This window comes from Rathayibacter sp. AC451 (assembly GCF_979253095.1).
On the sequence record NZ_CEEDBD010000001.1, the window covers coordinates 3,875,939 to 3,896,173 of the forward strand.

Genomic DNA, 20,235 nt, shown 5'->3' on the forward strand with positions numbered 1-20,235 from the left:
GGCCCGCCGGTAGGCTCGTCGAGCCCATGAACCGGATCACCGTCGCCCTCCTCGCCGCCTTCGACGCCGCTCTCTCGGCCCTCATCGGCATCGCGATCCCCCTCGTCCCGCTCACCGTCCTGTGGGCGGTGCAGTACGACACCGCCGTCGACTGGGCCGTGTTCTGGCGCGTCTCGGCCGACGCCTGGCTGATGGGCCACGGGGCCGATCTGCGCGCGAGCCTCGCCCCCGACTCCGCCCTCGCCCTCGGCCTGCCCGGGGGAGCGGACGCGTTCGCCGTCACGATCGCGCCCCTCGCGTTCGCGGTGCTCGCGATCCTCCTCGGCGCCCGCACGGGCCGCCGTGCGCAGGAGTCGCCGTTCCGGTTCATCGGCTTCACGGTGTCGATCGCGACCTACCTGGTCATCGCCCTCCTGGTCACCCTCGGGTCGGCGACCGAGGCGGCGACGGTGGCCACCGTGCAGGGCGCGGTGCTGCCGCCGCTCGTCTTCGGCCTGGGCGTCGCGATCGGAGCGGGGACCCACTCCGCCCGCAGCGGCGAGACCGACCGCCTCGGCGAGCTGGTCTCGGACGCGGCCGCCCGGCTGCCCGACCCGGCGCTGCCCCTCGTGCTCGTCTCGCTGCGCGCCGGAGCGCTCGCCGCGGCGGGCGTCGTCGGCGCGGCCGCCGTGCTCGTCGCTGTGCTGCTCGTCACCGGCTACGCCTCCGTCGTCGCGCTCTACGAGGGACTCGGATCCGAGGCGCTCGGCGGACTCGCGTTGACGCTCGGCCAGCTCGCCTTCGTCCCCAACCTCGTGATCTGGGCGGCGAGCTGGCTGATCGGACCGGGATTCGCCGTCGGAGCCGGATCGTCCGTCGGCCCCGCCGGGACCCTCCTCGGCCCGGTGCCGTCCATCCCGTTCCTCGGCGCTCTGCCGCAGGGCGACCTGCCGTTCGGCTTCGTCGGGATCCTGGTCCCGGTCCTCGCGGGCTTCCTCGCCGGTTGGAGGGTGCGCAGGAGTCTCTTCGAGGCCCTCGAGGGGCGCCCGTTCCTGCGTTGGGGCGCGGTCGCCGCCGCCGGCATCGGAGTGGTCGGGGGCGTGCTGCTCGGGCTGCTCGCCTGGGCGTCGGCGGGTGCGGCCGGGCCGGGCAGGCTCGCGGTCGTCGGACCCGATCCGCTCGTCGTCGGCGCGGTCGCCGCGCTCGAGCTGGCGCTCGCCGCCGCCCTGGGCCTCGCCGCGGGCAGGACGTCGCGCGATTGAGCAGCGGTGGTCCCCGGCGAGGGCCTCCCCCTAGACTTGCGCAGTGCTGAAGCTCGTCGTACTGATCTCCGGCGGCGGTTCCAACCTCCGCGCCCTCCTGGAGGCCACCCGCGACGACCGGTTCCCCGCGCGCGTCGTCGCCGTCGGCAGCGACACCGATGCCGAGGGCCTGCGCCACGCGGAGGCGTTCGACATCCCCTCCTTCACGGTCACGCCGCACGCGTTCGCGTCGCGGGACGCCTGGGGCGAGGAGCTGCTCGCGAGCATCCGCGAGTGGGAGCCCGACCTGGTCGTCTGCGCGGGCTTCATGCGGATCCTCCCTCCCGTCGTCGTCGACGCCCTCAGCCCGCGGATGATCAACACCCACCCCGCTCTGCTGCCGCTGTTCCCCGGTGCCCACGCCGTGCGCGACGCGCTCGCGGCCGGGGCCGCCGAGACGGGCGTCACCGTGCACGTCATCGACACCGGAGTCGACACGGGCCCCGTCATCGCCCAGGAGAGCCTCGCCGTGCTCCCGGGCGAGAGCGAGGCCGCGCTGCACGAGCGCATCAAGACCATCGAGCGCCGTCTGCTGGTGCAGACCGTGCTCGACATCGCCCACGGAACCGTCGACCTCGAGGAGCTCGCCCGATCATGAGCATCACCGCCCACGACCCCAGCAGCTACGACGACCGCGACGTGGTCCCCGTCCGCCGCGCGCTGATCTCGGTCAGCGACAAGACCGGGCTCCTCGGGCTCGCCGCGGCGCTCGCGACCGCGGGCGTCGAGCTGGTCTCGACCGGATCGACGGCCGCCACGATCCGCGACGCGGGCCACGAGGTGACCGACGTCTCCTCCGTCACCGGGTTCCCTGAGTCGCTCGACGGCCGCGTGAAGACGCTCCACCCCGCGGTGCACGCCGGGATCCTCGCCGACCTGCGGCTCGCCTCGCACCGCGAGCAGCTCGAGCAGCTTGACATCGCCGCGTTCGAGCTCGTCGTGGTCAACCTCTACCCGTTCCGCGAGACCGTCGCCGGCGGCGCCGACGCGGAGACCGTGGTCGAGAACATCGACATCGGCGGCCCCGCCCTCGTGCGCGCCTCGGCCAAGAACCACGCGAACGTCGCGATCGTCGTCGATCCGGCCGACTACCCCGGCGTCATCGCCGCACTCGGCGACGGAGGCACGACCCTCGCGGCCCGTCGCACCCTCGCCGCCCGCGCCTTCGCTCATACCGCCTCGTACGACTCCGCGGTCGCCGCCTGGTTCGCCGGGCAGGAGGCGGGCGACTCCGCCGTCGACGGAGCGATCGAGATCCGCGGCACCCTCAAGCAGGTCCTGCGCTACGGCGAGAACTCGCACCAGAAGGCCGCCCTCTACGTCTCGCCCGACGGAACCGGCATCGCCCAGGCCGAGCAGCTGCACGGCAAGGAGATGTCGTACAACAACTTCGTCGACGCCGACGCGGCCGTCCGCGCCGCGTACGACTTCGTGCTGCCCGCCGTCGCGATCATCAAGCACGCCAACCCCTGCGGCATCGCCATCGCGAGCACCAAGGCCATCGACCCCATCGCCTCCGCGCACCGGCGGGCGCACGAGTGCGACCCGGTGTCGGCGTTCGGAGGAGTGATCGCGGCGAACCGCCCCGTCACCCTCGCCATGGCCGAGACCGTCAAGGAGATCTTCACCGAGGTCCTCGTCGCGCCCGCCTTCGAGCCCGAGGCGCTCGAAGTGCTCAAGACGAAGAAGAACCTCCGCCTGCTGCAGCTGCCCTCCTTCTACGCCCCCGTCGAGACCGAGTTCAAGCAGATCTCGGGCGGCGTCCTGATCCAGGAGCCGGACCGCTTCACGGGCGGCCCGGGCGAGGTCAGCTCCGGCTGGGAGCTCGTCGCCGGCGAACCCGCCGACGCCGACACCCTCCTCGACCTCGAGTTCGCCTGGAAGGCGTGCCGCGCCGTGAAATCGAACGCGATCCTGCTCGCCAAGGGCGGCGCCTCCGTCGGCGTCGGCATGGGCCAGGTCAACCGCGTCGACTCCTGCCACCTCGCCGTCACCCGCGCCGGCGACCGCGCCCCCGGCTCCGTCGCCGCCTCGGACGCGTTCTTCCCCTTCGCCGACGGCCTCGAGGTGCTCCTCGCCGCCGGAGTGAAGGCCGTCGTCCAGCCCGGCGGCTCCGTCCGCGACGCCGAGGTCATCGAAGCCGCCAAGCGCGCCGGCGTCACCATGTACACGACGGGGGAGCGGCACTTCTTTCACTGAGCGCGCAGCGCTCAGTGGGTGCTTTCTTCCACGCCGCTCCTCGCGCGGCGTGGCGCGGTCGGGATCGCGACGTGGGGCGTTCCAGGGAGCGGGGTGCGTCGCCCGCCGCGGGAATCGCTGGCACGCGATTCCCGCTGAGTGGGCTCGCCCTTCGGGCATCGGCTCTGACGAGGACTCGCGGCCTACCGGGGCGTGAGGTGTTCTCGCCCTGCGGGCGTCGAGTTGTGGTGTTCTCGCCCTGCGGGCGTCGAGTTGTGGTGTTCTCGCCCTGCGGGCATTGAGTTCCGGTGTTCTCGCCCTGCGGGCGTCGAGTTGTGGTGTCCTCGCCCTGCGGGCGTCGAGTTCTTGTGACCTCGCCCTGCGGGCATTGAGTTCTCGTGTTCTCGCCCTGCGGGCATCGCGTGAGCATGCGCCTCGACCTGTGGGCGTCGGGTTCTCGTTTCCTCGCCCTGTAGGTGTCGGGGTGGCGCCCGCGGGCGGCGGGATCGAGAGCCCGGGTGCCGCGAGGCGGCGTGGGTCGGGGTCGGTCGGGTGGTGAGGGCCGTTCCGCGACGAGTCGTGAGGTGGGGTGCGCGGGCCTGAGAGGCGTCGAGGGGGTGCTCGGGGAGGAGCGGAGGAGACCGCGTAGGGTCGGCGAGTGCCTTCTGACTCGACGCTCGCCTCCGCGCCCGCCCCCTCCCTCGGTCGCCGCGTGCTGCCGGCGCTCGCCGCCGCGGCCGCCACGGCGCTCGCGGCCCACCTCGCCAATCTGCTCGCGTTCTTCGTGGGCAACCAGCTGCAGCCGTCGTCGCTGGCGCAGGTCAACGCCTACTTCCTGCTCTCGAGTGCGCTCGCCTTCGTGGTGCTCGTGGTCCTGGGGCTCGCGGGGCTCTTCGCGCGGTGGTGGACCGCGGCGCTCGCGGGTCTGGTCGCGGGCGTGGTCGGCGCGCTGTTCGGCACCCTCGTGCAGGTCTCGGCCAGCGGCACCGCTCTCGACGGCACGGTCTGGATCTCGGTCCTCGACACGCTCGGCGGGCTCAACCTGATCCTCCTGGTCGCCTTCACCGTGGCCGCGGCGACGCTGGGCCGCCGCGTCCTGCGCTCCTTCGAGCCCGTCCGCGACGAGCGGCAGCCGGTCGAGCGCCGCATCGCGATCGTCCGGCAGCCGGCTGCGAACCTCGGCGACGGCGAGCTCACCCACCTCGAGCGCGTCCCCGTGGACCAGGCGAAGGCCGAAGCGCAGTGGGAGGAGTACGTCGACGCGCTCGAGGCCGCCGGCTGGGAGACGGTCCAGGCCGCCACGGCCGCGCACCACGCCGACTCGGTCTTCGTGGAGGACGCGGTGGTCGTCTTCGGCGGCCACGCCGTCCTCGCGCGCTCGGGTGCCGAGTCGCGCCGGGGCGAGAGCGCCGGAGCGGAGGAGGCCGTCCGCGCGCTCGACCTGACCGTGCACCGCCTCGAGGAGCCCGCCACCCTCGACGGCGGCGATGTGCTGAAGATCGGGCGCACCGTGTACGTGGGCCGGGGCGGCCGCACCAACGCGGAAGGGGTCGCTGCGCTGCGCGCGATCCTCCGACCCCTCGGCTGGAGCGTCGTGGCCGTCCCGCTCACGAAGGCGCTGCACCTCAAGAGCGCCGTCACCGCCCTCCCGGACGGCACCGTCATCGGCTGGGAGCCGGTCGTCGACGAGCCGAGGATCTTCCCCTCCTTCCTGCCGATGCCCGAGGAGCCCGGTGCGCACGTCGTCGTGCTCGACGACGACACCCTGCTGATGGCCGCGTCCGCGCCCCGCAGCGCCGAGCTGCTGCGCGGCCTGGGCTACACCGTCGTCACGGTCGACGTCTCGGAGTTCGAGAAGCTCGAGGGCTGCGTCACCTGCCTGTCGGTGCGCGTCCGCTGAACCGGGCGTCGGACGGGCGTTCTGCGACGCCTGTCCGAGCCGGGTGGACACCTCCGCGAGACCGGGTATAGCCTGCAAGGCTGCCCGGAGCGACGCTCTGCGGCACTCGTCCTCTCCGGCGCCCGACCGCGCCCTCCGCTCCTCGCCGCGAAAGCACTCCTGTGTCCGCACCCGCCTCCCCGTCCGTCTCCTCCGAGCAGCAGCGCCCCGGCACGCTGAAGGTCCTGCTGCGCCTGCTCCCGTTCGTCGGGGACGCGCTGCCCCGGCTCGGCATCGGCATCGCTGTCGCCCTCGTCGCGAGCCTCGTCTCGCTCGCGATCCCGATCGTCCTGCAGCGTCTCGTCGACGGTCCGCTCGCCGAGGGCGCCGGGTCGGCGGGGTCGGGGAGACCTCGGACCCCTGTTCGGTCCGGTGCTCCTCGTGCTCGGACTCGGCGTGCTGGAGGCCGCGGCGATCGCACTGCGCCGCCGGATGGTGCTCACGCCCAGCACCCGGGTCGAGGCCCGGATGCGCACCGCGCTCTACCAGCGGCTGCAGGACCTCCCGGTGTCGTTCCACGACCGGTGGCAGAGCGGGCAGCTGCTGTCCCGCGCGGTCAGCGACCTCAGCCTCATCCGCCGCTGGATCGCCTTCGGCTTCGTGCTGCTGGTCGTCAACGCGCTGACGATCCTCGTCGGCTTCGGCGTGCTCGTGTACTGGAACCCGATCCTCGGCGTCCTCTTCATCGTCTGCTCGATCCCTGTCTGGATCTACGGCTTCCTGTTCGAGAAGCGCTACTCGAGCATCGCCCGCCGGAGCCAGGACCAGGCCGGCGATCTCGCGACGACCGTCGAGCAGTCGGTGCACGGCATCCGCGTGCTCAAGGCGTTCGGCCGAGGCAAGCACGCCCTCGAGGGCTTCGCCGACCAGGCGGAGCTGCTGCGCGGCACCGAGATCGCCAAGGCGAAGGCCATCGCCGGCATCTGGCTGATCCTCCTGCTGGTCCCGGACGTCGCCTTCGCGCTCTGCCTGCTCGGCGGCGTGTGGCTCGCGGCCGACGGCCAGCTGAGCGTCGGCGAGCTGTTCGCGTTCTTCGCCACCGCGACCGTGCTGCGCTGGCCGGTCGAGTCGATCGGCTTCCTCCTCTCGATGACCTTCGACACGCGCACCGCGGTCGACCGCTACTTCGAGGTCATGGACAGCGAGAACACGATCACCGACCCGGCGGAGCCCGTCTCGGTCGCGGACCCGCGGGGCCGGGTGACCTTCCGCGGCGTCCACTTCCGCTACCAGGACGCCCCGGCCGACGCGGTCGATCTCCTCGACGGCGTCGACCTCGAGGTCGAGCCGGGCGAGACGATGGCGCTGGTCGGAGTGACGGGGTCGGGCAAGACGACGCTGACCGCGCTCCTTCCCCGCCTCTACGACGTGACGGCCGGCGCGATCGAGATCGACGGAGTGGACGTCCGCCGGATGCGCCGCGAGGAGCTGCGCTCGCACGTCGGCATGGCGTTCGAGGACGCGACCCTCTTCTCGACGTCCGTCCGCGAGAACGTGCTGCTGGGGCGCCCGGAGGCGAGCGAGGAGGAGCTGCTCGAGGCCCTCGAGATCGCGCAGGCCGGTTTCGTGCACGCGCTGCCCGACGGCCTCGACACGACGGTCGGCGAGGAGGGGATGAGCCTCTCGGGCGGGCAGCGGCAGAGGCTGGCCCTCGCCCGCGCGATCGCCGCGCGGCCCTCGGTACTCGTCCTGGACGACCCGCTGTCGGCGCTCGACGTCGACACCGAGGCGCGCGTCGAGGCGGGGCTGCGCCGCGTCCTCGGCGACACGACCGCGCTGATCGTCGCCCACCGGCCGTCCACGGTCGCGCTCGCCGACCGCGTCGCCCTGCTCGAGGACGGGCGCGTCACCGCCGTGGGCACTCACAGCGAGCTGCTCGCGAGCAGCCCGCACTACCGCTTCGTCGTCTCGAGTCTCGAGGAGGACGAGCAGACCCGCGCGCCGGGCGCCGAGCGCGCCGGGTCCCGCCCCCGCACCGCGACCGCCGATCAGGAGGCGACCTCATGAGCACGCTCGGATCGACCGAGGAGCGCGACGACCTGACCCGCGCCGAGTCCGCCGCGATGCGGCGCCGCTCGCTGCGACTCCTGGGGTCGCTGCTGAAGCCGCTGCGGCTGAGGCTGATCCTGACCGCGGTCGTGGTCGTCGTCTCGACCGCCGCCCAGGTGGCGGGTCCGGCCCTGATCGCGGTCGGCATCGACAACGGTCTGCCGGCGGTCCTGGCCGGCGACGCGACTCCGCTGCTGCTCACCGTCGGCGCGTACGGGCTCACGGGGCTCACCGGCGCGCTCCTGGTCGCCTGGTACACGGTCCTCTCGGCCCGGGTGAGCCAGGCGATCCTGATCGATCTGCGCAAGCGAGTGTTCCTGCACACGCAGAGGCTGAGCCTGGAGTTCCACGAGAACTACACCTCGGGGCGCATCATCTCGCGCCAGACGAGCGACCTCGACTCCATCCGCGAGCTGCTCGACTCCGGGATCAACCAGCTCGTCCAGGGTGCTCTGTACATGGGCTTCGTGGCGATCGCCCTCGTCTCGCTCGATCCGCCGAGCGGACTCGTGCTCGCCTGCGCCCTCGTGCCGCTGGCGATCCTGACCCGCTGGTTCCAGAAGCGGTCGCAGGCGCTCTTCCGCGGCACCCGCGTCGCGTCCTCCCGCCTCATCGTGCAGTTCGTCGAGACGATGACGGGCATCCGGGCGGTGCAGGCGTTCCGCACCGAGAAGCGCAACGAGTCGGCGTTCGGGGAGCTCGTCGAGCGCTACCGCGTGACCTACAAGCGGGTCTTCGCGCTGTTCGGCACCTTCGACCCGGGGCTCGTGCTGATCGGCAACGTGACCGTCGCCGTCGTGCTGCTGCTGGGCGGCATCCGGGTGCTCGACGGCGGGCTCGAGATCGGTGCCCTGCTCGCTGTCCTGCTCTACACGCGGCGCTTCTTCGATCCGATGGAGGAGATGGCGATGTTCTACAACTCCTACCAGTCGGCCGCAGCGGCGCTCGAGAAGATCTCGGGCGTGCTCGCGGAGGAGCCCGGCGTGCCCGATCCCGCGCGTCCGATCGATCTCTACGAGGCCCGCGGACGCATCGCCTTCGAGGGAGTGCGCTTCGCCTACACGGCCGATCGCGAGATCCTGCCGCGCTTCGACCTCGACATCCCCGCCGGGCAGACCATCGCCCTGGTCGGATCCACGGGCGCCGGCAAGTCGACGCTCGCGAAGCTCCTCTCGCGCTTCTACGATCCGACCGACGGAGTGGTGAGCCTGGACGGTGTCGATCTCCGCTCGCTGCACCCGAAGGACCTCCGCCGCGCGATCGTCATGGTGACGCAGGAGGCGTACCTCTTCTCGGGGTCCGTCGCCGACAACATCGCGATCGGCCGGCCCTCGGCGACCTACGACGAGATCGTCGGCGCCGCGAAGGCGGTCGGCGCGCACGAGTTCATCGTGTCGCTGCCCGACGGCTACGACACCGACGTGAACAAGCGCGGCGGCCGCGTCTCGGCGGGGCAGCGCCAGCTGATCTCGTTCGCGCGGGCGTTCCTCGCGGATCCGGCGGTGCTCATCCTCGACGAGGCGACCTCCTCGCTCGACATCCCGAGCGAGCGCCTCGTGCAGCAGGGGCTGCAGACCCTGCTCGCCGACCGGACGGCCGTGATCATCGCGCACCGGCTGTCGACGGTCGCGATCGCCGACCGGGTGCTGGTGATGGAGCACGGCCGCATCGTCGAGGACGGGACTCCGGAGGCGCTCATCGCGGGCGAGGGCCGGTTCGCCGTGCTGCACGCGGCCTGGCGCGACTCCCTGGTCTAGTGACGCGTCACCGCCAGCGGGCGGTCCGCACGTCGACGCGGTAGCCGCTCGGAGTCTCGACCAGCGGCGTGCCCTCGCGCTCGTACTCGACGCGGGCGCGCTCCTCGTGGCCGACCGGAGGGGCTCCGCCGACGCGGACCACGCGCCACCACGCGGTGTCGGAGCCGTAGCGGGCCATCACGGTGCCGACCGCTCGGGCGGCACGGGTTCCGAGGACCGCGGCGATGTCTCCGTAGGCCATCACGCGTCCGGGCGGGATCGCGTCGACGACGGCCAGCACGGCCGTGACGAAGTCGGGTGCGCCTCCGGCGTCGGGGTCGACCTGCTCGGACGACCCGTTGCGAGGACGCCGAGCGGTCAGAGCTTCAGAGCCCCGATGTTCTCGCCGTACGGGGTCTCGCCGACGACCTCGAAGCCGACCCAGCGGAAGAACTGGTCGGGGCCGTCCTCGCCGGACTCCCAGATGACGGTGAGCGTGTCGAAGCCGCGGCTCCGCGCCTCGTCGGCGGCGGCGCGGACGGCGAAGGTGCCGACTCCGCGGCCCTGCTTGGCGGCGTCGATGTTGATGCGCCAGATGCAGCTGCGGAACTCCTCGGCGGCGCTCTCGTCGAAGTGCGCGTGGATGAAGCCCACGAGCTCATCGCCGTCGAGGATCGCCCGCTGCCAGGCGGCGCCCGGATCGATGACCGCGGCGGCCGCCGAGTACGAGACCGGCGCGACGAACTGCTCCTGCCCCGGTTTGAGGCTCAGTCCGTTGACGGCGGAGATGTTCGCGGCCGACAGCTCTTCCAGACGCAGTGCACTCATGCGGTCAATCTAGCGGGCCGGTCGTCGAGCGGCATCCCTCCACCGGACGAGACGCGCCAGCCGCACGGCACCGCGCGGCCAACTCTCTCGACGTCGAGACAGTTGGCCCCTCGGGTAAGCTGGCGGAGGCCGTCTGACGCGGCCGAGAGCCGCCCGTCCCGCGCAGAGGCGGGGCGCTTCACGAGACCATGGGAGAGCAATGTCCAAGATCAAGGTTGAGGGAACCGTCGTCGAGCTCGACGGCGACGAGATGACGCGGATCATCTGGCAGAAGATCAAGGACACCCTCATCCACCCGTACCTCGACGTGAACCTCGAGTACTACGACCTCGGCATGGAGCACCGCGACGCGACCGACGACCAGGTCACGATCGACGCGGCGCACGCCATTCAGAAGCACGGCGTCGGCGTCAAGTGCGCGACCATCACGCCCGACGAGGCGCGGGTCGAGGAGTTCGGCCTGAAGAAGATGTGGAAGTCGCCCAACGGCACCATCCGCAACATCCTCGGCGGCGTCATCTTCCGCGAGCCGATCATCATCTCGAACATCCCGCGCCTGGTGCCGGGCTGGAACAAGCCGATCATCATCGGCCGCCACGCGTTCGGCGACCAGTACCGCGCCACCGACTTCGTCTTCAAGGGCAAGGGCACGCTCACCGTCGAGTTCACCCCCGAGGACGGCTCCGAGCCGATGAAGTTCGAGGTCTACAAGGCCCCCGACGACGGCATCGCCCAGGTCCAGTACAACCAGGACGCCTCGATCCGCGACTTCGCGCGCTCGTCGCTCAACTACGGGCTGACCCGCAACTACCCGGTCTACCTCTCGACGAAGAACACGATCCTGAAGGCCTACGACGGCCGGTTCAAGGACATCTTCGAGGAGATCTTCCAGACCGAGTTCAAGGAGCGCTTCGACGCCGCGGGCCTCACCTACGAGCACCGCCTCATCGACGACATGGTCGCCTCGGCCATGAAGTGGGAGGGCGGCTACGTCTGGGCCTGCAAGAACTACGACGGCGACGTGCAGTCCGACACCGTGGCGCAGGGCTTCGGCTCGCTCGGCCTCACTGACCTCGGTGCTCTCCACGCCCGACGGCTCCGTCGTCGAGGCCGAGGCGGCGCACGGCACGGTCACGCGGCACTACCGCCAGCACCAGGCGGGCAAGCCCACGTCGACGAACCCGATCGCCTCGATCTACGCCTGGACGCGCGGCCTCGCGCACCGCGGCAAGCTCGACGGCAACCAGGAGCTCATCGACTTCTCGCTCGCGCTCGAGGACGTCGTCATCAAGACGGTCGAGTCCGGCAAGATGACCAAGGACCTCGCGCTGCTCGTCGGCCCCGACCAGGGCTGGCAGACGACCGAGGAGTTCCTCGCGACGCTCGACGAGAACCTCAAGGCGCGCATGTCGGCCTAGCCGGCCTCCGGCTCGCAGAACACGCTCCGGCTCGCAGGATCCTCGGATCCTGCGGGCCGGACGTGTTTCCGCGAGCTGGGACGTGTTAGCGCGGGCCGGACGTTTTCCCGCGGGCCGGACGCGCGTCGACCGGCGCGTCCGCGGAGCTCAGAGGACTCGAGCCAGCTGGTCCAGCGCCGCCGACGCGTCCGGGCCCGACGGCATGAGCACGACGCTCGCGGCGCCGGCCGAGTGCAGCTCGGCGATCCGCGCGCGGGCCGACGACGCGGTCCCCACGACCGCCAGCTGGTCCACCCACTCGTCCGGCAGATCGCGGACGAAGGCCGCCCGATCGACGCTCCGCTCCCGCAGCGCGCGGAACTCCGGAGCGAACGGCAGGGGGTCGATGTGCGGCGCCCAGTCCGGCTCGCCGATCCACTCGAGTCCGGGGCGCACGAGGTCGCGAGCGGCCGAGGCGTCGTCGTCGACGGCCGCCACGTTGTACGCGACGACGCGGCCGGACGTGCCCAGGTGCTCGCGGGCCGCGGCGAGGTACTCCGGAGTGACGGGCTCGGCCAGCACGGCGCCGTCGGCGATGCGGCCGGCCAGCTCGAGCGAGCGGGGACCGCGGACTCCGGCGAGCAGCGGCGGCACGACGGCGGGCGGCGTCTCGAGGCGGAGCGAGTCGACGGCGACGTAGCGTCCGTCGCGCGCCGTCTCGGCTCCCGAGAGCAGCGAGCGCACGGCGTCGAAGTGCTCCTCCAACAGGGTCAGGGGGCTCGCCGGCCAGATGCGCAGTCCGCGCATCCAGTGCGGCATTCCGTGCCCGATGCCGGCGTGCACGCGGCCGGGGAACAGCTCGGCGAGCGTGCCGAGCTCCATCGCGGTGAACGCGGCGGTGCGGGCGGCGGCGGGCAGGATCCCGATGCCCACGACGATCCGCTCGGTGGCGGCGAGGACGGCCGCGGCCTGGGCGATGCCGCCCCGGAAGCCGAGGTCCTCGACGACCCAGAGCTCGTCGAAGCCCGCGGCCTCCGCGCGGCGGGCGTAGGGGAGGACCTCGGAGGCGGGGAGATCGCGGGGGAGCAGGATTCCGACGGCGGCGTCGGGCGATGAAGCGCGCATCCTCTCAGCGTAGGGCTGCGCCGCCGCACAGAAAGGCGGGGCGGCCGCTCGCGCAGCCGCCCCGCCGGAGACGCCGGTCTACTCGGCGTGCGCCTCGCTCAGCTGCACCTGCTCGGGGCCCGAGGCCGAGACGACCTCGATCTTCCGGGAGCGCGCCTTCTCGGAGACGGGGATCGTGACCGAGAGCACTCCGTTGTCGTACGACGCGGAGATGCGCTCGGTGTCGACTCCCTGGCCCAGGCTCAGCTGGCGGACGAAGGTCGCCGACTGGCGCTCACGGGTGATCCAGGTGACCCCCTCGCCGCCGGCGACGGTGCGCTGCGCGCGGATCGTGAGCAGCTGACCGTCCACGTCGACGTCGACCGAGCCGGGGTCGATGCCCGGGAGGTCGGCGGTCAGGACGTAGTGGTCGCCGTCCCGGTAGAGGTCGATCGGCATGCGGCGGGGGCCCTGGCCCGAGCCGAAGAGGGCGGAGGCGAAGCGGTCGAGCTCGCGGACGGGGTCGTAGGTGACGGCCATGGGAATCACTCCATTCGGTCTGGCAACGGATGAATCTCGAGTTGAGCCGACTCGACTCAACTGAGAAGAATTTAGCACTCGGGCAGGGAGAGTGCCAAGAACAGAAGTCACCCTTTCAGGGACTTCGTAACGTGTTCGTAACAGAGCCGGGCAATCGAGTTCGTAGGGTCGATCCAGTGCGGGAACCGATCCGGTTCCCAGCGAACGTGAGTAAGGACATCGATTGCCGATCCACCCCTCCCACCGTCCACCTGTCCGGCGCGCAGAGAGGTGGATCCTCGCGGGTCTCGCGGCTCTGGGCGTCGCCGCCTCCGCCGCGTTCGCCGCCACGGGCGCGAGCGCCGCTCCCGCGATCGGGAGCGCCTCCCTCGTCGGCGGCCTCTCGTCGCTGCAGAGCTTCGACGACGGCGACTACGTCGTCACCCTCGTCGAGCCGTCCGCCGCGACGTACAAGGGCACCGACGCCCGCTTCGCTCGCACCGCCCCCGACGCAGGAGCGCAGCTGCAGGCGCGCTCCGCGCCGGTCGAGGACTACGCCGACCACCTCGAGAAGCGCCAGGACGACGTGGCGGCCGCTGTCGACGCCGAGATCGGCTACCACTACACGGTCGCGCTCAACGGCTTCTCCGCGACTCTCACCGGCGCTCAGGCGAGCCGGCTCGCCGAGCGCAAGGACGTCGCGCAGGTCAGGGAGGTCGAGGACCTGACGCTCGACCGCGCTCCCGGTGCCGCGCAGACCGCGCCGCTCGCCCAGGCGCCGACGGACGGCATCCCCGTTCCCGACACCGGCCAGCAGCGCTCCACCGACTTCCTCGGCCTCGAGGGCGCTGACGGCGTCTGGAACGCCGTCGGCGGCGTCGAGGAGGCCGGCGAGGGCATCGTCGTCGGCGTCATCGACTCCGGCATCGCGCCCGAGAACCCCTCGTTCGCCGGCGCACCGCTCGCGACGAGCCCCGGAGCCGCCCCGTACACCGACGGGGAGGCCGTCACCTACCGCAAGTCCGACGGCGGAGACTTCGTCGGCGCCTGCGAGAGCGGCGCCGACGCCTCCCAGCAGTGGAACGGCGACGAGTGCAGCCAGAAGCTGATCGGCGCGCGCTGGTTCCTCGGCGCGTCCGAGAGCGTCGGCTCGGCCGACAACCCCGAGTTCCTCTCGCCGCGCGACGCCGACGGCCACGGCTCGCACACCGCCAGCACCGCCGCGGGCAACGCCGACGTCGAGGCGAGCGTCGACGGCTACGACTACGGCACGATCTCGGGCGTCGCCCCGGCGGCCAAGGTCGCGGCCTACAAGGTCTGCTGGAACGGTGACGTCGAGGGCACGGACGACGACGACTTCTGCTCCGGCACCGGGATCCTCGGCGCCATCGACGCGGCCGTGAAGGACGGCGTCGACGTGATCAACTTCTCGATCGGCGGTGGCTCGGCGACCTCCACGCTGACGCTCTACGACGAGGCGTTCCTGAACGCCGCCGCCGCGGGCGTCTTCGTGGCGGCCTCCGCGGGCAACTCCGGCCCCGGTGACTCGACCCTCGACCACGCGTCGCCGTGGTACACGACGGTCGCGGCGTCCTCCATCCCGACCTACACCGCCACCGCGACGCTCGGCGACGGGCAGGCGTTCGTCGGAGGATCGATCTCGGTCCACGACGACGTCGCCGGACCGCTGGTGAACAGCGCCGACGTCGTCCTCCCCGGCTCCGAGACGCCGACCGTCTGCGCCCCGGGCACGCTCGACCCCGCGAGGGTCGCCGGCACCGTCGTCGCCTGCACCGCGGGCACCACCGCGCGCGTGTCGAAGTCGGCCGAGGTCGAGCGGGCCGGCGGCATCGGCATGCTGCTGCTCAACCCGTTCCCCAACGCGCTGCACGTCGACGACCACTCCGTCCCGAGCATCCAGATCGACTCGCAGGCCTACGACGCGATCACCGAGTACGCCTCGACCGACGGTGCGACGGTCGTGCTCAGCGAGGGCAACCTCACGGGTGCCGAGATCCCTGTCCCGCAGGTCGCCGGCTTCTCGTCGCGCGGCCCGGCCGAGGCCGACGGCAGCGACGTCCTCAAGCCGGACCTGACGGCGCCCGGAGTCGCGATCCTCGCGGACTCCTTCAACGCCGAGGGCGACGACCCGGCCTTCGCGTTCGAGTCGGGCACCTCGATGTCCTCGCCGCACGTTGCGGGCCTCGCGGCGCTGATCCTCGGCGTCTCGCCGAACGCCTCGCCGTCGGCCGTCAAGTCGGCCATGATGACGACCGCGTACGACAGCGTCGACCAGGCGGGCGACCCCTCCGAGGACGTCTTCGCCCAGGGCGCGGGTCACGTCGACCCCACCCGCTTCCTCGACCCCGGTCTGCTCTACGAGAGCGGACCGACCGACTGGATCGCGTTCCTCAAGGGTGCGGGCTACGTCTTCGACCCCGACTTCGAGGTCGACGCCATCGACCCGTCCGACCTGAACCAGGCCTCGATCGCCATCGGCTCGCTCGCCGGGACCCAGACGGTGACCCGCACGGTCACGTCGACCGGCCCGGGTGAGTACACCGCCTCGATCGACGTCCCCGAGATCGACGCGGTCGTCTCGCCCTCGACGCTGTCCTTCGGGGCGGCGGGGGAGACGGCGGAGTACACCGTGAGCTTCACGACCGAGGACGCCGAGCTCGGGCAGTTCGCGACTGGCTACCTGGCCTGGACCAGCGCCGAGCACGAGGTGCGCAGCCCGGTCGCGGTGCGCCCGGTGCTGCTCGACGCCCCGTACGAGGTGTCGGGATCCGGCTCGACCGGCTCGACCACCGCCACGATCACGCCCGGCATCGACGGCGCGCTCCCGCTCTCGCCGAGCGGTCTCGCGCGCGGCGTGCTGGCCGAGGACGCGACGGCGGCGGACGGCCACTCGGGCACGCTGCCCGCCGGCACGACCCTCGAGACGACCGTGGAGGTCCCCGAGGGGGCGACCTTCGCCCGCTTCGACCTCGACTCGATCGACGAGACGGCCGACCTCGACCTCTACGTCGATCTCCTCGACGCCGCGGGCGAGCCGGTCTCGGAGGCGGTCTCGGCCACCGGCTCGGCGGACGAGCGCGTCGACCTCGACTCGCCGGAGGCCGGCACCTACCGGGTGACCGCGGACATCTACGCGGTCGGAAGCGACGACACCGTCACCTTCGATCTGCGCAGCTTCGTCGTCACCGCGGAGGGCGGCGAGGGATCGCTGACCACCGAGCCGGAGACGGTGGACGCCGTGCTCGGAGAGCCCGTCGACTACGCGATCTCGTGGTCCGACCTCGCGGGGCCGGCCGAGTACCTCGGCCGCATCGCCTACGCGGACTCGGGTCTCGCGACGCTCGTGAGCGTCAGCGTGACCGAGGACGTCACCCCCGGGCCGCAGCCGACCGCGACTCCGGAGCCGACCGCGACTCCGGAGCCCACTGCGACTCCTGAGCCGACTGCGACTCCTGAGCCGACCGTGAGTCCTGAGCCGACTGCGACTCCGACCGCTGGGCCGACCGCCGGGCCCGCGCCCACCTCCTCGCCGACCGCCGGACCGGGTCTGCCCGGCACCGGAGGTCCCGGGAGCCTGCCCCACACGGGCTTCGAGGCCGGTCTCCTCGGAGCCGCCGCGCTGGCCCTGATCGGCGCAGGAGCGGTCATCACCGGAGTCCGACGCCGCGCACTCGCGCAGCGTGAGGGCGCCGCAACGGAGTAGAACCGCTCGACGCGACGGCCGTCCTGCTCGCCCCCTCGGGGCGGCGGGGCGGCCGTTCGCCGTCCGAGCCCGCGGGGTGGGCGAGGAGTGCTACGAGATCGAGCGGCGTCCGGCGATGACGCCCGAGACGATGGCGATCACGCCGAACACGATCGCGACGATCGGCTGCCCGAGGTCGAGCCATGCGAGCGCCGCGGCGCCCATGACGAGCAGCTCGATGAGCGAGCGGCCGTAGACGTCGATCGCCAGGACGGCCCGGGGCGAGAGGAAGAGCGCCCAGACGAGGGCGGCGAGGACCGGAGCGCCGATGCCGACGACGATGCTCCACGGCATCCCGAAGCTGCTGAAGCCCCAGATGCCGAAGGTCACCAGGGCGACGAGCTCGAGGAGGAATCGGACGACGGCGTTCGGGCCGATCCGGGGGTCGCGGTCCGCGGTGGTCGCCTCTGCTGGATTCACGCCGACCATGCTAACCGTCCTCTCCGACCGCGCTCCGAGCATCACTTGCCGTGAGGGAAAGTCTCTGTAAGACTTTCCACTATGGAAAACGACGACATCCTCCGCGAGCTCGACTCCGATCGCGCAGCACTCGCGGCGCGCGTCCGCACCCCGTGGTGGCTCTCCACGGGCTTCGGCCTCGTCGCCGCGCTCGTCGTGGTGCGTCCCGCCGCCGGGGAGAGCGGGTCCGGGGGATCCTGCCCGCGCTGGCCCTCGGCCTGGTGCTGCTCTGGGCCTACCGCCGGGCGACCGGCGTGAAGCTCGGCCGCCTCGGGGCGATGCCGTGGGTCGTGTCGGCGGTGGCGCTCGTCCTGGTGCTCGGGCTCTTCAGCACGGCCCTCGGCCTCGCTTCCTTCGACCTCCACGGCTGGGTGGCCCTGCCGACCGCGGCGGCGTTCGCGGTCGGAGTGGGCGCGACCTGCGCCTTCACCGCCGCCGCTCGGGAGCGGATGCGCCGTGTCCGCTGAGGCGCGGTTCGACGAGGTCATCCACGCGCCGCTGCGCCTGCGCATCTGCGGGTTGCTGCGTGCCGGCGACGGTCTCGACTTCGGCGTCCTGCGCGACACCCTCGGAGTGAGCGACGCGACGCTCTCGAAGCACCTGAAGGTGCTCGTCGATGCGGGCTTCACGGCGACGGTCAAGAGCTCGTCGAGCGCCCGCAGCGACTCGCGCCGCATCACCTGGGTCTCGCTCACCCGCGCCGGAGCCCAGGCGTTCGACTCCCACGTGCGGGCACTGCGCGCCATCGCGCTGGGCGAGTGATCGCTCGGTCCGGTCTTCCGATACTCTCGCTGTGAGAGTACTCTCGCCTCCATGACCGACGCGCTCCCGCCGACCTCGTTCTGGATCCTCACCGTGCTGTCGCGGGGGAGGCGCCACGGCTACGCGATCCTCGCCGAGGCCCGCGAGCTCTCGGCGGGGGAGGCGGTGCTCAAGGTCCCGACGCTCTACTCCGCTCTCGAGCGGCTGTCGGCCGACGGCCTGGTCGCGACCGACGGCGAGGAGGTGTCGGACGGACGCCTGCGCCGGTTCTTCCGCGTGACCGGAGCCGGAGAGACGGCGCTGGCCGCCGAGCTCTCCCGCCTGCAGGTCATGGTCGAGCAGGGTCGGGCGGCGCTCCGCGAGCGCCCGGAGGGGGTCGTCGCGTGAGGGCGGAGCGGCGGTACCGCCGACTGCTCCGCTGGTACCCGGAGGACTGGCGGCGCGAGCACGGCGAAGTGGTCCTGGGGATGCTGCTCGACGACGCGGACGCGGAGGGGCGCGACGGTCCGGACGCGAGCGAAGCCCTCCGGCTCGTGGTCGACGGGATCGCCCACCGCGCGTGGCGCAGGGTCGACCGACGTCGGACCACCGCGACGGCGTTCGTCGTCGCGGCCGTGCTGGCGCTGCTCTACGTCGTCCTCGGCACCTGGAGCACGGGCACCGCCTCCGTCGGCTTCCTCGGTCCGTTCTCGAACCCCACGGTCCTGGTCGCGGTGGCGCTCGCGGTCGCCGCCGGTCTCGCCCTCCTCGGACGCACCGCCGCCGCCCGCCTGCTCGCGCTCGCCGCCGTTGCGGGGCTCGTTCTGCTCGTCGTCGTCGCCGAGCGCTCCGGGTGGATGGGCCCGGGTGCGCTCGTCCTGGCGATCCTCGCCCCGCCCGCCCTGTCCGGGGCGATCCCGCCGACGGGCGCCCGAGGTGCTGCGCGCGATGCGATCGCTGCGGTCGTCCTCGTCGCCGTGGTGCTCGGCGGAGGGATCGTCGCGAGCTGGTCCGAGCTCCTCATCGACGTCCTGGCTCCGGGCGGGGCGCTCCTGCTCGGAGCGTCGCCCTCCGACGTCGAGCTCGCGGTGCTCGTCGTCGCCGGGCCGCTCGTGGCGCTCGCCGCACGACGGCCGATCCGTGGACGGAGGAAGCCGGCGGCGATCCGCGGAGCCGCTACTTGAAGATGATCGTGCGGGCCCCGTCGAGCAGCACGCGGTCCTCCGCGAACCACTTGACCGCCTGCGTGAGGGTGCGGCTCTCCTCGTCCTGACCGATCGCGACCAGCTGGGCCGGGGAGTGCGAGTGGTCGACGCGGACAACGTTCTGCTCGATGATCGGGCCCTCGTCGAGGTCGCTCGTGACGAAGTGGGCCGTCGCGCCGATCAGCTTCACGCCGCGAGCGTGCGCCTGCTTGTAGGGGTTCGCGCCCTTGAAGCCGGGCAGGAACGAGTGGTGGATGTTGATGGCGCGGCCGGCGAGACGTGCGCAGAGCTCGGGCGAGAGGATCTGCATGTAGCGGGCGAGCACGACGAGCTCGATGTCGTGCTGCTCGACGACCTCGATCACCCGCTCCTCGAACTCCCGCTTCGTCTCGGGGGAGACCACGGGGCGCGATTCGAACGGCACCCCGTAGAACTCGGCCAGATCGCGCAGGCTGCCGTGGTTGGAGAGGATCAGCGGCACGTCCACCGCGAGCTGGCCCGCGCGCTGGCGGAACAGCAGGTCGTTGACACAGTGCGCCGCCGTCGAGGCGAGCACGAGCGTGCGGAGGGGGCGGCCGACGACGTCCAGGCGCCAGGTCATCCCGTAGTGCTCGGTGATCGGCTGGAGCGCCCGCTCGAACTCCTGGCGGGTGACGGGCGACTCCACCTGGAGCCGCATGAAGAAGCGACCGGTGTCGGCGCTGGAGAACTGCTGGCTCTCGGTGATGTTGCCGCGGGCGTGCACCACGGCGCCCGAGACCGCGTGGACGATGCCGGGCAGATCCGGGCACGCGAAGGTCAGGGTCCAGTGGTTGCCGGGACCTCGATCGCCGGTCCCGGTGAACTCGGTGCCGGTGGGCACGGGCCGGGCGGACGCGGGCGCTGCGGGGTCGGACTGCATCCGCTCAGGATATCGGCCGCCCGCCCCTGGACCCACGCGCAGGGCCCCCGTAGGCTGGCAGCGGTCGTCGGCATCCCCGCGGCCCCGGGCGCGCACGACGGCGCGCAGCCGATCCTCCGCCCCGGACGCGGGCCGC

General features: G+C 72.3%; 17 protein-coding genes and 2 pseudogenes. 13 read left to right on the top strand and 6 right to left on the bottom strand.

Going from position 1 to position 20,235, the window contains the following annotated elements:
* The first annotated feature begins 26 nt into the window (after nt 1-26).
* The 6 genes and pseudogenes from AC0CID_RS18615 to AC0CID_RS18640 all read left to right on the top strand — a co-directional run bounded on the left by AC0CID_RS18615 (nt 27) and on the right by AC0CID_RS18640 (nt 9,203).
* A complete protein-coding gene (locus tag AC0CID_RS18615) occupies nt 27-1,241 on the top strand; it encodes a cell division protein PerM (protein ID WP_465227940.1) in 1,215 nt (404 codons plus the stop codon).
* Nucleotides 1,242-1,284: 43 nt separating this feature from the next.
* The gene (purN, locus tag AC0CID_RS18620) at nt 1,285-1,878 is read left to right on the top strand and encodes a phosphoribosylglycinamide formyltransferase (RefSeq protein WP_207405373.1); all 594 of its coding nucleotides are present in this window, start codon (nt 1,285-1,287) and stop codon (nt 1,876-1,878) included.
* Complete coding sequence (purH, locus tag AC0CID_RS18625; protein WP_465227941.1) at nt 1,875-3,479, top strand: bifunctional phosphoribosylaminoimidazolecarboxamide formyltransferase/IMP cyclohydrolase; 1,605 nt, start codon at nt 1,875-1,877, stop codon at nt 3,477-3,479. Before purN ends, purH begins: the two co-directional genes overlap by 4 nt.
* A gap of 637 nt (nt 3,480-4,116) precedes the next feature.
* Nucleotides 4,117-5,358 carry a dimethylargininase gene (gene ddaH / locus AC0CID_RS18630; protein ID WP_465227942.1) on the top strand — a complete coding sequence of 414 codons (1,242 nt, stop codon included), beginning with the start codon at nt 4,117-4,119 and terminating at the stop codon, nt 5,356-5,358.
* Between the two features lie 161 nt (nt 5,359-5,519).
* A pseudogene (locus AC0CID_RS18635) lies at nt 5,520-7,404 on the top strand (ABC transporter ATP-binding protein).
* Complete coding sequence (locus AC0CID_RS18640; protein WP_465227943.1) at nt 7,401-9,203, top strand: ABC transporter ATP-binding protein; 1,803 nt, start codon at nt 7,401-7,403, stop codon at nt 9,201-9,203. Before AC0CID_RS18635 ends, AC0CID_RS18640 begins: the two are co-directional and overlap by 4 nt.
* A 7-nt stretch (nt 9,204-9,210) precedes the next feature.
* On the opposite strand, the gene AC0CID_RS18645 is transcribed toward AC0CID_RS18640, so the two are convergent.
* Together AC0CID_RS18645 and AC0CID_RS18650 are read right to left on the bottom strand one after the other, a co-directional pair.
* Nucleotides 9,211-9,483, bottom strand: a complete 273-nt coding sequence (locus tag AC0CID_RS18645) for an MGMT family protein (protein WP_465227944.1) — start codon at nt 9,481-9,483, stop codon at nt 9,211-9,213.
* A gap of 77 nt (nt 9,484-9,560) precedes the next feature.
* Nucleotides 9,561-10,010 carry a GNAT family N-acetyltransferase gene (locus tag AC0CID_RS18650; protein ID WP_465227945.1) on the bottom strand — a complete coding sequence of 150 codons (450 nt, stop codon included), beginning with the start codon at nt 10,008-10,010 and terminating at the stop codon, nt 9,561-9,563.
* 199 nt (nt 10,011-10,209) lie between these two features.
* Here AC0CID_RS18650 and AC0CID_RS18655 point away from each other — a divergent pair.
* Nucleotides 10,210-11,428, top strand: a pseudogene (locus AC0CID_RS18655) (NADP-dependent isocitrate dehydrogenase).
* A 147-nt stretch (nt 11,429-11,575) separates the two neighbouring features.
* Here AC0CID_RS18655 and AC0CID_RS18660 read toward each other — a convergent pair.
* On the bottom strand, nt 11,576-12,532 hold the full coding sequence (locus AC0CID_RS18660; RefSeq protein WP_465227946.1) for an LLM class flavin-dependent oxidoreductase: 957 nt from the start codon (nt 12,530-12,532) through the stop codon (nt 11,576-11,578).
* Between the two features lie 78 nt (nt 12,533-12,610).
* A complete protein-coding gene (locus AC0CID_RS18665; protein ID WP_207405384.1) occupies nt 12,611-13,051 on the bottom strand; it encodes an Hsp20/alpha crystallin family protein in 441 nt (146 codons plus the stop codon).
* 223 nt (nt 13,052-13,274) lie between these two features.
* On the opposite strand from AC0CID_RS18665, the gene AC0CID_RS18670 reads away from it, so the two are divergent.
* On the top strand, nt 13,275-16,754 hold the full coding sequence (locus AC0CID_RS18670) for a S8 family serine peptidase (RefSeq protein ID WP_465227947.1): 3,480 nt from the start codon (nt 13,275-13,277) through the stop codon (nt 16,752-16,754).
* A gap of 90 nt (nt 16,755-16,844) precedes the next feature.
* Here the strand turns inward: AC0CID_RS18670 and AC0CID_RS18675 are convergent, their stop codons facing one another.
* The gene (locus tag AC0CID_RS18675; RefSeq protein WP_465227948.1) at nt 16,845-17,213 is read right to left on the bottom strand and encodes a YrdB family protein; all 369 of its coding nucleotides are present in this window, start codon (nt 17,211-17,213) and stop codon (nt 16,845-16,847) included.
* Between the two features lie 81 nt (nt 17,214-17,294).
* Between AC0CID_RS18675 and AC0CID_RS18680 the strand changes: the two genes are divergently transcribed.
* Genes AC0CID_RS18680 through AC0CID_RS18700 form a run of 5 tightly spaced genes read left to right on the top strand, consistent with a single transcriptional unit; the run spans nt 17,295 to nt 19,177 of the window.
* Nucleotides 17,295-17,510 carry a hypothetical protein gene (locus AC0CID_RS18680; protein ID WP_465227949.1) on the top strand — a complete coding sequence of 72 codons (216 nt, stop codon included), beginning with the start codon at nt 17,295-17,297 and terminating at the stop codon, nt 17,508-17,510.
* The gene (locus tag AC0CID_RS18685; protein WP_465227950.1) at nt 17,474-17,719 is read left to right on the top strand and encodes a hypothetical protein; all 246 of its coding nucleotides are present in this window, start codon (nt 17,474-17,476) and stop codon (nt 17,717-17,719) included. Before AC0CID_RS18680 ends, AC0CID_RS18685 begins: the two co-directional genes overlap by 37 nt.
* Nucleotides 17,709-18,014: a transcriptional regulator gene (locus AC0CID_RS18690; protein ID WP_465227951.1), complete on the top strand. Its 306-nt coding sequence runs from the start codon at nt 17,709-17,711 to the stop codon at nt 18,012-18,014. The genes AC0CID_RS18685 and AC0CID_RS18690 overlap by 11 nt, the downstream gene beginning before the upstream one ends.
* A gap of 51 nt (nt 18,015-18,065) precedes the next feature.
* Nucleotides 18,066-18,401 carry a PadR family transcriptional regulator gene (locus AC0CID_RS18695; protein WP_465227952.1) on the top strand — a complete coding sequence of 112 codons (336 nt, stop codon included), beginning with the start codon at nt 18,066-18,068 and terminating at the stop codon, nt 18,399-18,401.
* A complete protein-coding gene (locus AC0CID_RS18700) occupies nt 18,398-19,177 on the top strand; it encodes a hypothetical protein (RefSeq protein ID WP_465227953.1) in 780 nt (259 codons plus the stop codon). The genes AC0CID_RS18695 and AC0CID_RS18700 overlap by 4 nt, the downstream gene beginning before the upstream one ends.
* Here AC0CID_RS18700 and purU read toward each other — a convergent pair.
* Nucleotides 19,170-20,099, bottom strand: coding sequence for a formyltetrahydrofolate deformylase (gene purU / locus AC0CID_RS18705; RefSeq protein ID WP_465227954.1), 930 nt, complete (start codon nt 20,097-20,099; stop codon nt 19,170-19,172). The genes AC0CID_RS18700 and purU overlap by 8 nt on opposite strands.
* Between the last annotated feature and the right edge of the window lie 136 nt (nt 20,100-20,235).